The organism is Fictibacillus sp. S7 (assembly GCF_004127935.1).
In the GTDB taxonomy this organism is placed as follows: domain Bacteria; phylum Bacillota; class Bacilli; order Bacillales; family Fictibacillaceae; genus Fictibacillus_C; species Fictibacillus_C enclensis.
This window is the reverse complement of sequence record NZ_QJKL01000001.1, coordinates 3,059,585-3,072,347: the sequence shown is the minus strand read 5'-3', so window position 1 is coordinate 3,072,347 and position 12,763 is coordinate 3,059,585. Positions and strand designations below refer to the sequence as shown.

14 protein-coding genes and 2 tRNA genes are annotated in these 12,763 nt (G+C 45.9%); all 16 read left to right on the top strand.

The features are described 5' to 3' along the window. Positions 1-54: 54 nt before the first annotated feature. Entirely contained in the window at positions 55-726 is a 672-nt protein-coding gene (locus tag DMO16_RS15995; protein WP_129478580.1) for a 50S ribosomal protein L25/general stress protein Ctc, read from the top strand. A gap of 147 nt (positions 727-873) precedes the next feature. Then, positions 874-1,434 carry an aminoacyl-tRNA hydrolase gene (gene pth / locus DMO16_RS15990; RefSeq protein WP_277873780.1) on the top strand — a complete coding sequence of 187 codons (561 nt, stop codon included), beginning with the start codon at positions 874-876 and terminating at the stop codon, positions 1,432-1,434. Between the two features lie 77 nt (positions 1,435-1,511). Next, positions 1,512-1,742 (top strand): anti-sigma-F factor Fin family protein, encoded by a 231-nt coding sequence (locus DMO16_RS15985; protein ID WP_061975955.1) that lies wholly within the window; start codon positions 1,512-1,514, stop codon positions 1,740-1,742. Positions 1,743-1,905: 163 nt separating this feature from the next. Continuing rightward, entirely contained in the window at positions 1,906-5,439 is a 3,534-nt protein-coding gene (gene mfd, locus DMO16_RS15980; protein WP_129478576.1) for a transcription-repair coupling factor, read from the top strand. A 159-nt stretch (positions 5,440-5,598) separates the two neighbouring features. After that, positions 5,599-6,135, top strand: coding sequence for a stage V sporulation protein T (spoVT, locus tag DMO16_RS15975; RefSeq protein ID WP_129478574.1), 537 nt, complete (start codon positions 5,599-5,601; stop codon positions 6,133-6,135). Positions 6,136-6,288: 153 nt separating this feature from the next. Then, positions 6,289-6,489, top strand: coding sequence for a hypothetical protein (locus DMO16_RS24630; protein WP_206738114.1), 201 nt, complete (start codon positions 6,289-6,291; stop codon positions 6,487-6,489). A gap of 67 nt (positions 6,490-6,556) precedes the next feature. Then, on the top strand, positions 6,557-8,146 hold the full coding sequence (locus DMO16_RS15970) for a putative polysaccharide biosynthesis protein (RefSeq protein ID WP_164988940.1): 1,590 nt from the start codon (positions 6,557-6,559) through the stop codon (positions 8,144-8,146). Between the two features lie 2 nt (positions 8,147-8,148). Continuing rightward, the gene (gene mazG, locus DMO16_RS15965; RefSeq protein ID WP_129478570.1) at positions 8,149-9,600 is read left to right on the top strand and encodes a nucleoside triphosphate pyrophosphohydrolase; all 1,452 of its coding nucleotides are present in this window, start codon (positions 8,149-8,151) and stop codon (positions 9,598-9,600) included. A gap of 113 nt (positions 9,601-9,713) precedes the next feature. After that, positions 9,714-9,986 carry an HU family DNA-binding protein gene (locus tag DMO16_RS15960; protein ID WP_061975945.1) on the top strand — a complete coding sequence of 91 codons (273 nt, stop codon included), beginning with the start codon at positions 9,714-9,716 and terminating at the stop codon, positions 9,984-9,986. Continuing rightward, complete coding sequence (locus tag DMO16_RS15955) at positions 9,987-10,268, top strand: RNA-binding S4 domain-containing protein (protein WP_061975943.1); 282 nt, start codon at positions 9,987-9,989, stop codon at positions 10,266-10,268. 99 nt (positions 10,269-10,367) lie between these two features. Beyond that, positions 10,368-10,673, top strand: coding sequence for a sporulation protein YabP (yabP, locus tag DMO16_RS15950; protein WP_061975941.1), 306 nt, complete (start codon positions 10,368-10,370; stop codon positions 10,671-10,673). Further along, positions 10,670-11,272 (top strand): spore cortex biosynthesis protein YabQ, encoded by a 603-nt coding sequence (gene yabQ, locus DMO16_RS15945; protein ID WP_129478568.1) that lies wholly within the window; start codon positions 10,670-10,672, stop codon positions 11,270-11,272. The genes yabP and yabQ overlap by 4 nt, the downstream gene beginning before the upstream one ends. Positions 11,273-11,282: 10 nt before the next feature. Further along, positions 11,283-11,663, top strand: coding sequence for an FtsB family cell division protein (locus tag DMO16_RS15940; RefSeq protein WP_061975937.1), 381 nt, complete (start codon positions 11,283-11,285; stop codon positions 11,661-11,663). Positions 11,664-11,736: 73 nt separating this feature from the next. Beyond that, the gene (locus tag DMO16_RS15935; protein WP_061975935.1) at positions 11,737-12,228 is read left to right on the top strand and encodes a S1 domain-containing RNA-binding protein; all 492 of its coding nucleotides are present in this window, start codon (positions 11,737-11,739) and stop codon (positions 12,226-12,228) included. A gap of 338 nt (positions 12,229-12,566) precedes the next feature. Then, a tRNA-Met gene (locus DMO16_RS15930) sits at positions 12,567-12,643 on the top strand. Positions 12,644-12,667: 24 nt separating this feature from the next. Next, a tRNA-Glu gene (locus tag DMO16_RS15925) sits at positions 12,668-12,742 on the top strand. Positions 12,743-12,763: the final 21 nt, after the last annotated feature.

Genomic DNA, 12,763 nt, shown 5'->3' with positions numbered 1-12,763 from the left:
TGGATAAATAGGGTAATTCTTATAGAGACTTATATTTAGGAAGGGTGAAATAATATGGCAACAGAACTCAAAGCCAATCAACGAAATACCACAAAACGTTCTTATATCACTCAACTAAGGCAAAAAGGAAATGTGCCTGCAGTAGTGTATGGAAGCGGCACAGAACCTCTGTCAGTAGCGGTTATTGAGACCGAATTTATAAAAGTATTAAAAGAACAGGGACTGAACGGGGTAATTGACCTTAATACCGATGGTAAAAAGCAGTCCGTTATGGTTCAGGAGATTCAGCGGGACCATTTGAAAAATGAAGTGACCCACGTTGACTTCATCGTGGTTGACCTTAAGAAGGAAATTGAGTCCGATGTGCCTCTTACGGTTACAGGAGAATCACCGGGAGTAAAAGAAGGCGGCGTTCTTCAGCGTATCCTTCATACGGTAACGGTTAAAGCCAAACCGAATGACTTCCCGGATCACATCGAAGTTAATGCTGAAAATCTTAACATCGGCGATTCCTTCCTCGTGAAAGATCTTCCAACTTCATCTTCCTACGAAATTATCGATGACGAGGAAGAAGTGGTTCTTACCGTAACACCTCCGACCGTTGCTGAAACCGAAGATGAGAACGCAGAAGATGCGGAAGAAGCTGAAGCGGATGCAGGCGGAGATGCAGAAGGCAAAGCCGTGGACGAAGAGGATAAAGATAACAGCGGCGAAACAAAGGAATAAGATAGCCTCAAATCTACTCGAACGGTGCAGCTTACAGGCTGCACCGTTTGTTTATGATAACAGGCGTCTTAATTAATGAGTGACAGAGTTTCGTGTATAATAAAAGTAGCAAAAAGGGCTTTTGTTTCAGAAAGTGAGGATTTCATGGTGAAATGGTTTGTAGGTCTCGGCAACCCAGGCCGAGAATATGAAAAAACCCGCCACAATGTCGGGTTTTGGGTAATTGACGAACTGTCCCGGCGTTTCAATATTCCCTTAAACCAATCAAAGTTTAGAGGGATATATGGATCGGGCGTTATAAACGGAGAAAAGGTTTATTTGTTGAAGCCTTTAACATATATGAATTTATCGGGTGAATGCGTTCGTCCCTTTATGGATTATTTTAAACTGTCGGTCGAGGATATGGTTGTGATTTACGACGATTTGGATACTCCGGCAGGGAAACTCAGGCTAAGGGAAAAAGGAAGCGCCGGAGGGCATAACGGAATGAAATCCATCATTGCCCATATCGGCACGCAGGAGTACAACAGGGTCAGGTTCGGTATTGGCCGTCCGAAAAATGCCCAGCCTGTTCCCGACTATGTACTGAGCCCTTTTTCAAAGGAAGATGTTCCTTTTGTCGAGAAGACAGTGGAACGCTCTGCTGATGCCTGTGAAGCCTTTCTTTCCATGCCATTTACACGTGTCATGAATAAGTACAACGGCTGAATAGAATCCCCCTGTTCCGTTCATAATGGTAGTAACATATCTTATGCTAGTGAACCGGATAAGGGGGCTGAAAAAACGTGGCCATTCATTACCAGTGCCGCCATTGCGGAAAACACGTCGGGCGTTTGGATCAGAACAGTCTGACGGCTGAGCAGCTTGGCTTTCATGAGCTGTCCGCAGAAGACAGGCAGACGATGATCGAGTATGACAAGCAAGGTGAAATTCACGTCAAAACCATTTGCGAGGATTGTCATGAAGCGCTCGAAAGAAACCCGGATTATTACGCGCTCCATTCTTTTATTCAATAAGAAAGACGCTTTGGCAGCAAGCCAAGGCCTTTTTCTATTTTCAGGACGGTTGAGCATACTTGGCGTGTAAAAGGGGAAAAAAGCAAGAAATACGAAGAAGAAGCATATACAACATAGTACTGAGGAATACGGAGAATAGTATTTCGTCAGGGGGGAGGTTTACATGTTAGGATTGAAGCAGCATTATCGCCAGGGCGATGATTTTCAGGCGGTATTGACCGGCCTGAAGGAGAATTTGAAAGAGCAGCTTGTGGCGGGACTGTCCGGATCGGCAAGAACACTGCTGATTGCCTCTTTGTATGAAGAGACAGGCAAAACCCAATTTGTGATTACTCATAATTTGTACCAGGCTCAAAAGCTATATGAAGACCTTTGCAGCCTTCTTCCGGAAGAAGATGTTCTTCTATATCCCGTCAATGACCTTATTTCTTCGGAAATAGCCATTGCGAGCCCGGAATTAAAGGCACAGCGCCTGGAAGTATTGAACTTTTTAACCTCTCGTGACAAAGGTGTGGTTGTTGCGCCGATCGCGGGAGTACGGCGTTTTTTACCGCCAAAAGAGGTTTGGAAAATGTCCCAGCTGCCTTTTGAAACCGGAATGGATATAGACGTTGAACACGTTTTAAATACATTGGTAGCCATCGGCTATGAGCGGGTGAGCATGGTATCGGCCCCCGGTGAATTCAGCATGCGGGGCGGCATTCTTGATATATATTCATTAACCGAACGGATGCCCATCCGGATTGAGCTCTTTGATACGGAGATTGATTCCATACGCTATTTCGAAGCAGATACACAGCGGTCGGATGAAAAAACAGAAAAAATCACCATCGGGCCAGCACAGGAAATCCTGCTTTATGATGAACAATTTGATGGGGTCGTTAACAAGATGGAAGCGGGCATCGCATCCACGCTGAAAAAGGTAAAAGACAAGCAGGTGAAAGAATCCCTTGTCGAGCACATGAACTACGAAATGGGGCAATTCAAGGAAAGGCAGCGGTTTCAGGGGATGTATAAATATATTTCCCTGTTTTATGATGAGCCTGCCTGTCTATTGGATTATGTACCGGATGACAGCATTATTGTCATGGATGAAGTGAGCCGTGTGGAGGAAATGTCCAATCAGCTTGAAAAAGAAGAAGCCGAATGGCATACTTCCATGCTGATGCAAGGTGAGATTCTTACAGATATCCGCCTGTCTCAAGATCGCGACATTCTTCAGCATACGCCTTATCAAAAAATCTACCTTTCTCTTTTCCTGCGCCATGTTCCACATACGAATCCGCAAAACATCTTGAATGTTGAAAGTAAAAGCATGCAAAATTTCCATGGACAGCTTAATGTACTGAAGGGTGAGCTGGAACGATGGAAAAAAACGAACTATACGATTGTCTTTCTTGCGGCGAGTGAAGAACGGGCAAAGCGTCTGGAACGGGTGCTTGCGGATTACGATATGGATGCAAGTCTGATTTCAAGCGACAAAGCATTGAAGCCAAAAGTGAACCAAATTCTGATTGGAGACCTCTCCAGCGGCTTCGAATCACCAAAGCAAAAGCTAGCGGTGATTACGGAAGAGGAAGTTTTCACAAAGAAAGCTAGGCGTCCCGTCCGCTCTCAGAAAATGTCCAATGCCGAGCGGATCAAGAGCTATTCCGAGCTTAAGGTCGGAGATTATGTTGTCCACGTGAATCACGGGATCGGAAAATATCTGGGGATTGAAACCCTGGAGATCAAAGGTGTTCACAAAGATTACCTGCATATCCGGTACGCGGGCAACGATAAACTTTACGTGCCGGTTGAGCAAATCGACCAGGTACAGAAATTTGTCGGGTCCGAAGCGAAGGAACCGAAAATTTACGCACTGGGCGGCAGCGATTGGAAGAAGGTTAAGAACAAAGTTAAGTCCTCGGTGCAGGATATTGCCGATGACTTGATCAAGCTGTATGCGGAACGGGAAGCAAGTGTCGGCTATGCCTTCGGAAAAGACGGGGCCGAACAGCAGGAATTTGAGTCCTCATTCCCGTACCAGGAAACAGACGACCAGATCCGGGCCATCAACGAAATCAAAACGGATATGGAACGGACCCGGCCGATGGACCGCCTACTGTGCGGAGACGTGGGCTATGGAAAAACTGAGGTTGCAATCCGTGCTGCATTTAAAGCGGTTATGGACGGCAAACAGGTAGCCTTTTTGGTACCGACGACCATCCTGGCGCAGCAGCACTATGAAACTTTTCGCGAGCGGTTTGCCGAATTCCCAATAACGATCGGATCACTCAGCCGGTTCCGCTCAAAAAAAGAACAAACGGAAGTGACAAAAGGATTGAAGAACGGGACGGTCGATATTGTCATCGGTACACATCGCCTTCTTTCCAAGGATGTCCAATACCATGACCTTGGTCTTCTTATCATTGATGAAGAGCAACGGTTTGGTGTGACCCACAAGGAAAAAATTAAACGGCTAAAAGCCAATGTTGACGTATTAACGTTAACGGCGACGCCAATCCCGAGAACCCTCCACATGTCGATGCTGGGTGTCAGAGATCTGTCGGTTATTGAAACTCCGCCGGAAAACCGTTTCCCGGTTCAGACGTATGTGGTGGAATATAATGCGTCGCTTGTCAGAGAGGCGATTGAACGCGAGCTTGGGCGCGGAGGACAGGTTTACTTTTTATATAATCGGGTCGATTCCATTGACCGGATGGCCGAGCAGATTTCGTCTCTCATACCGGATGTTAAAGTCGGTGTCGCCCATGGCCAAATGTCGGAAAACGAACTGGAATCCGTTATGCTTGATTTCCTTGAAGGCAACACAGATGTTCTGGTGTCAACGACCATCATTGAAACCGGTGTGGACATTCCAAACGTGAACACATTGATTGTTTATGATGCGGATAAAATGGGACTTTCCCAGCTGTACCAGTTAAGAGGACGTGTCGGCCGTTCAAACCGTGTCGCTTACTCCTACTTCACCTACCAGCGGGATAAAGTGCTGACGGAAGTAGCAGAAAAAAGACTTCAGGCCATAAAGGAATTTACTGAACTCGGTTCCGGATTCAAAATCGCCATGAGGGATTTAACCATCCGCGGAGCAGGTAACCTGCTTGGAGCACAGCAGCACGGGTTCATTGATTCTGTTGGTTTCGATCTTTATTCCCAAATGCTACAGGAAGCCATTGAAGAACGAAAAGGTGGAACACCGAAGGCAGCGGCGCCCGTTATCGATATTAACGTGGAAGTGGATGCTTATATTCCTGCTTCCTATATTGAAGACAGCAAGCAAAAGATTGATATGTATAAGCAATTTAAAGCAGCAAGCTCCCTGCAGGATGTGGATGAGCTGCATGACAGCCTGATCGACCGTTTTGGCGATTATCCGGTGGAAGTGGAATGCCTGCTTTTCATTGCACGCATTAAAGAGCTCGCCAAGCGGGAGAAAGCAGAAAGCATTGAACAAAAAGGCGATACAGTTACGATACTCCTGTCAGAGGAAGCAACAGAAAAAGTAGATGGAGCCAAGCTGTTTGAAATCGTCAATAAAATCGGCCGCTTCATTAACCTGGGTGTGGAAAAAGAAAAGCTCAAAATCGTATTTAATAAAAAACGTATTTCCGATAAAGAACTGCTCCAAGCCATGGAGAAAGTATTGAAAAAGTTAAAAAGCGCAAAAAAAGATAAAGCGAAGGCAAGGTCATAAACGAGATAACCCCCGGCTAAAAAACAAAAGTGCATTTCATGAATAGAACTCGCAAGGAAACAAATAATAACAGCAGAGAATGGAACAATCTTCAAAAGAAGGTTTCATTTATGCAATACATCCAGTGATTACATCTCATGAAAGCGAGGGCACTATTCAATGAAAGCAACAGGCATTGTACGCCGTATTGATGACCTTGGCCGGGTTGTTATTCCAAAAGAGATTCGCCGCACGCTTCGTATCAGAGAAGGCGATCCTCTTGAGATTTTTGTGGACCGGGACGGGGAAGTCATACTGAAAAAGTATTCGCCGATTAATGAGCTTGGCGATTTTGCGAAAGAATATGCAGAATCTCTGGCTGACAGCTCCGGACATATCGTTCTTATCGCCGATCGCGACTCTTATATTGCTGTGGCAGGAGGATCCAAGAAAGATTACTTGAACAAAGGAATCGGAAAAGTCGTAGAGAATTCCATGAACGACCGCAAGTCGGTGCTTGAGGCCAACAGCACGACCGTGGAAATGGTTGATGGAAATACAGAGTCTTCATCTTATGTTATTGCTCCCATCGTAGCGAGCGGCGACCCTATTGGTGTCGTCACCCTTCTCTCCAAAGAAGGCAAAAAAATGACAGAGCTAGAGCAAAAGCTTGCAGAAACAGCAGCCGGCTTTCTTGCCAGGCAAATGGAACATTAAAAAAGAAGGGTGCCTCGGCTCCTTCTTTTTTTCGTCCTTGTTGGACTCGATCATTTCGGCCTCCTTGCAGAAAACAAAAAGCGTTTTATGCAGAAGTCCTCCAATGCCTGTCGTCTCTGAACAGCGGCTTCAGCCTTTCCTGATCCAGCTTCAGTGACCAGAGATTCGATTGCTTCGTTCTCCCGATTCAACAAGCGTGTTGTGACGGGAGAACTCCAGCGCTTTTCATCTCTAAACGGCCACTTCAGCCTTTCCATGCTCCGGCTTCAGCCGCTAGAGACTCGATCATTTCGGCCTCCTGCAGAAAACAAAAAGCGTTTTATGCAGAAGTCCTCCAATGCCTGTCGTCTCTGAACAGCGGCTTCAGCCTTTCCATGCTATAATACGTTGTACGTTATGTTGTTTTTTGTTAGGAGAAGGTATGGACGATCAATCGAAACGGATATGGCAGGGTGCGATTGTGCTGGCGCTTGCCATGGTTATTGTAAAAATATTGAGTGTGGTTTATCGCATTCCTTATCAGAATATAACGGGGGATACCGGGTTTTATGTGTTTCAGCAGGTGTACCCTTTTTACGGAATAGCTTCAACCTTTGCATTGGCCGGTTTCCCGGTCGCGCTTTCACGTATATTGTCTGAATCGGGAGAGATGGCCACCCATCGAAAAAAGAGGGTTCAGGAGGCGTTTACTGCGTTTTTCGCTGCAGGTATCCTTTTGTTTGTTTTGCTTTTCTTCGGTTCGGCTCACATTGCCAGCTGGATGGGTGATGCCCGTTTGCAGCTGCCGATTCAAGCTACATCCTTTATTTACTTGCTTGTGCCTTTTGTCGCCGTGTTCAGAGGAATTTTTCAGGGAGTGGAACAGATGAAGCCGACTGCCTACTCCCAGGTGGTTGAGCAGTCGATCCGTGTTTTGTGCATTATTGGGTTTTCCTATTACTTCATGTCACAGGGATACAGTGTTTATACAGCAGGTGCGGCTGCGACCTCAGGCTCGGTTGTGGGGGCACTGGCGGGACTGCTCGTCTTATTCCTCTTTTTCAGTAGAGAGCAAAAGGAACGAAGATGGATGCGCCCTCGCTTCATCACGCCAGGAAAAGGCAGTGTTCAACTGCTGTCTGCAGGATTGCTGCTGTCCCTTTGCTCCATGATTCTGCTGCTGTTTCAGCTCGCAGATGCGTTTACCTTTGTCAATTTTCTCAGTAAAAGCGGTATCGCTTTAGAGAGTGCCCGGAAAATCAAAGGGATATTTGACAGAGCACAGCCGCTTCTTCAGCTTGGAACGGTGATCGCAACGTCGCTTTCCCTCGCCGCTGTTCCGGCGGTGGCAGCAGCAAAAAGGCGTGGAGATGCTACGAGTGTACGCAAAATCTGCGGCCTGTCGATCAAGGTTGTTTTTATTATTGGACTGGCTGCTGCTGCCGGCCTTGCCGTGATTATTGAGCCGGTCAATATGATGCTGTTTGAAAATAAAGAAGGATCTCTGGAAATCGCCGTGCTCGGCCTGTCGATTTTGCCGGTTTCCCTGTTCTTGACCTCAACCGGTTTGCTCCAGGGGCTTGGATCGACCATATACCCTGTCATCAGTGTCTTGTTGGCGTTTCTACTTAAAATTGCGGGAAACGCGGTTCTAATGTCATCTCTTCACGAGCTAGGAGCAAGTGCAGCTACCGTTCTTGCTTCCTTTTTAGCAGCAGGCATAAATCTTGTTTTTCTTGAAAAAAGGACCAGGTTTGCCGCAGCGGAAAAGTTTTACGGCATGCGCATCGGAAGTGCAGTCGCCCTTATGGCATTGTCCGCCTGGCTTATCAAATCAGGACTAGCTGCAGCGCTGCCCGAGACCCGTACAGCGAGCGCTGTGATTTCCCTGGGTGCCAGTGCAGGCGGGGGAATCGTGCTGTTGGCCGCATTGCTGCTGGCCAAGGTGTTTAGAGCCGATGACCTTATGCGTATTCCAAAATTACAAAAAATCCGGCACATATTGAGCCGCTGGAAAGAAAGAAGGAGTTAAACGTGTCTCGTACGATTACGATCGTTGGTTTAGGAGCAGGGGATCTTGATCAGCTCACCATGGGAGTGTACCGTCTGCTGCAGAAGACGGATCATTTGTATGTCCGCACAAAAGATCATCCGGCAGTAGAGGAGCTTCAAAAAGAAGAAATTCACATGACGTTTTTTGATGATATCTATGAAAAGCATGATGGTTTTGAAGCGGTTTACCGGGAGATTACCTCTGTCCTTTTTGAAAAAGCACTGGAAGACGACATCGTCTATGCAGTGCCGGGGCACCCGCTTGTTGCCGAGCAGACCGTTCAAATCCTGCTAAAAGAAGCAGAGGGCAAGGAAATCCAGGTGAAAGTCGCCGGAGGAAAAAGCTTTCTGGATGAAATGTACACGGCTCTGAAAATCGATCCAATCGAAGGGTGCCAAATACTCGATGGAACTAGTTTGAAGAAAGAGCAGATCCAGGTTCGCAACCACCTTATTATTGTTCAGGTGTATGACGGGTTTATTGCGTCCGATGTAAAACTTACGCTGATGGATAAGTACCCAGACGATTTTGAAGTTGCGGTCGTAACGGCTGCGGGAAGTACCAGCGAGTCCGTTCACTATGTTCCGCTGCACGAATTGGACCGTTCGGTGGAACTCAATAATCTGACAGCGGTTTATGTTCCGCCTGTTCGGGATAACATCATGATGCTCAAGGATTTTGAACATTTGCGGGGCGTTATTGCCACATTGCGCGGGCCCGACGGCTGCCCATGGGATAAAAAGCAGACACATGAATCCCTTAAACGCTATTTAATAGAAGAAGCGTACGAAGTCATTGAAGCCATCGACGAAGAAGACGATGAGCATCTGGTGGAAGAGTTGGGAGATGTGCTGCTTCAGGTGCTGCTGCACGCCCAAATCGGAGAAGATGAGGGCTATTTTTCCATTGATGATGTGATTTCCGTCCTGGCTGAGAAAATGATCCGGCGTCATCCCCATGTTTTTGGGGATGTTCAAGCAGAGACAGCGGATCAAGTGCTGAAAAATTGGGAGGAAATCAAGTCGGCCGAAAAAGGCAACGCCCACCGGACCTCTCTTTTGGATGGCGTGGCCAAAGGACTACCTGCCCTTCATAAAGCCTATGATTATCAAAAAAAGGCAGCAAAAGCGGGCTTTGACTGGGATGAGATTACACCGGTCATAGACAAGCTGAGGGAAGAATTTGACGAATGGAAAACTGCCCAGTCTGATGAGGAACGCAAAAAAGAATTTGGGGACATGCTGTTTACCATGGTCAATCTTGGCCGTTTTTATGGCATTGATCCAGAAGAGGCCCTGTCCCTAACAAATCAAAAATTCTACCAGCGGTTCCGGTACATTGAAACGGAGCTTGCGAAGGAAGGGCTAACCCCTCAGGACACAACGCTGGAAAAGATGGATAAACTCTGGGATCAAGCAAAAGAAAATTTATAAAACCCGGAAGGAATCCCTTTTTTCTTAGAGAATATTGTTCAGAGCAAGCGGAACCCTTAAGTTTTCTGGACTTTATCCGAATCTTTTGAAAGAATGCTAAGGAGGCTATTAAAATGAACAGAAATGAACTGGTTACCAATATTGCTGAAAAATCAGGTTTAACAAAGAAAGACGTTGAAGTGGTTGTAAGTGGACTTGTTGATGAGATTACAGAAGCGCTTAAGAGCGGAGATAAAGTACAATTTGTTGGATTCGGAACGTTCGAAACGAGAGAGCGTTCAAGCCGTACAGGACGCAATCCTCAGACCGGGGAAGAGATCAGCATCCCTGCGTCAACGGTTCCTGCTTTCCGTCCGGGAAATAAACTGAAGGAAGCTGTAAAGTAAATGCGTCTGGATAAATTTCTTAAAGTCTCCCGACTGATTAAACGCAGGACGGTGGCAAAAGAAATTTCTGATCAAGGGCGAATTGCCGTTAACGGCAAACAGGCAAAGTCCTCTTCGGTTCTGAAAGCCGGGGATGAACTCAAGATCCGCTTTGGCCAGAAGCTTGTCACGGTCCGTGTGGATGAGCTGAAAGAGTTCACGAAAAAAGAGGATGCTGCCGGGATGTATACCATCATCAATGAAGAATCACTTCAATCAACGGAAGAAGGGCCTAAATTTTAGGCTCTTCTTTTTATTGGGCAGGTTTTTGATTCATAAGATGTGATCTGTTCTAAAGTTGTCCCCCTTTTCATAAACATATAGCGAAAGAGGGGGATTAAAATGGACCAACACTATGATTATGGCTCATTAAATAAAAACACGAACCCGGATCATGATGTGAAGATGGTAGGACGGAAAAAGCTGGAGATCACCGGTGTGAAACAGGTGGAGAGCTTTGATAACGAAGAATTTCTTCTCGAGACAACGATGGGGTTTCTGGCTATTCGGGGTACAAACTTGAAAATGAAAAACCTGGATGTGGAGTCCGGCATGGTGTCCATTGAAGGAAAAGTGTTCGATCTGGTTTACCTGGACCAGCAGAGCGGAGAAAAAACTAAAGGATTCTTTGGCAAGCTCTTCAAATGACTCTTTCTGTACAGTTTCAAACCATGCTGGCCATGGCAGCCGCGGGAATTTGGATCGGAATGGCCATTGATACCTATGGCCGCTTCGTCCATGAACGCAGGAAATGGTACTGGCTGCATTTCATCAATGACACCATCTTTTGGCTGCTGCAGGCCCTGATCGTTTTTTATGTGCTGCTTCATGTAAACCATGCCAATCTCCGTTTGTATATTTTTATTGCCCTTCTGTGCGGTTTTAGTATGTACAAGGCCCTTTTTCAGACAAGCTACAAAAAGGCACTGGAAGTGCTGATCACGTTAATAAGCAATTTGTATCGTTTTATTGTGCGGCTGCTCTTTGCTCTTATCGTCCATCCCGTAAAATGGGTCATCTCGATCATTTTTGCGCTGGTTCTATTGGCTGTACGGTGGGTCTGGGCCCTCGTCCGGCTTGTTCTTAAAATCATTTTTTTACCGGTAAAATGGTTATTCAGCCTGATTTTACGTTTCATTCCCAAGCAAACATGGTATAATTTAAAAGGTAAATGGCTAAAAAAAGCAGGGATTCTTATTTCTCTGAAGAATACAGTCAAAAATTGGTTCCGCAAGAAGGAGAAATAGGAGGTTGTACATGGTCCAGTTTAGTAAAGAGAACATCACTGAATTAAATACGGGCTACGTAAAGGAACATCATCTCCAGCAAAAGATTGACGCAAAGAGGAAACGTGGTTTATACCGCAGGCTGGCGGCTTTCCTGGTCATTTTTTCAGTTCTTGCGTTTGCCATGCTTTCAACCATCACATCACAAATGTCTACCCTTGCCGAGAAGGGGAAGCAGGAAAAGCAGATGAAGTCCAAGTTAGCGCAAACTAAGGAAAAGAAGGCACAACTGAAAGAGGAAGCGCATAAACTAAAAGACGTTGATTATATCGGGGAAATCGCGCGGCGTGATTTATTCATGTCCAAGAAGGGGGAGATCGTGTTTAAAACACACGGATCTTCGTCGGATTGACATCCCGAATTTTACACATGTATAATGTATAATAAAGTAAACTTATGAATACCTAAGGAGGAGCATTTTCTTCATGTCAATTGAAGTAGGCAGCAAGTTGCAAGGTAAGGTTACAGGGATTACTCATTTTGGAGCGTTTGTCGAGCTGCCAGGAGGAACTACCGGACTTGTGCACATTAGTGAAGTTGCAGACAATTATGTTAAAGACATCAATGACCACTTAAAAGTCGGAGATGAAGTCGAAGTTAAAGTCATGAATATCGAAAAAGATGGCAAAATCGGCTTATCCATTAAAAAAGCAAAGGATAACCCGGCACCGACGAGAAGCAACTACGGAGCGAACAAAGGAAACTATGGCGCACCGAAAAGCGGTGGGTTTGGACCGTCAAAAGGCGGATTCAATAAACAGCGCAAAGGTTCACCTCGCGGCAATGGTGGTTTTAACACGGCTGTAACATTTGAAGATAAAATGAGTAAATTCTTAAAAGACAGTGAAGACCGTCTGGCAACATTAAAACGCCAAACTGAGTCAAAACGCGGCGGACGCGGAGCGCGCCGAGGATAGCAAGCTGCTGATTTGAATGCTCAAGCTTCACGACCTTATATTATATATCCAAGGCTTCTCTTGAAAAAGAGAGGCCTTTTCTTTTCGCGCTAACCTTTGTAATTGTGAGTTGTTGATTTACGTTTCAGGATGCTCGTTTTTACCCGCATCTCTCGCACCTTGCATTACAAACTACGGATCAACGATGATTTTAAAGCCTCACCATTAGAGAACTTTTTAAAAATCTTAAAAAATCCTGTGCCAAAAACTGTGCTGTTTCAACTTTTTATTTAATTCTTTTTTAAAAGCGTTGACAAGGGGGGCCCCTTCTTGTAATATACTATTTGTGTCTTTAACATGGCGGTGTAGCTCAGCTGGCTAGAGCGTACGGTTCATACCCGTGAGGTCGGGGGTTCGATCCCCTCCGCCGCTACCATTTTTTCTACAAAAAGCACAAGCTGGCCCGTTGGTCAAGCGGTTAAGACACCGCCCTTTCACGGCGGTAACACGGGTTCGAATCCCGTACGGGTCACCATACATATAGAATGATACACCC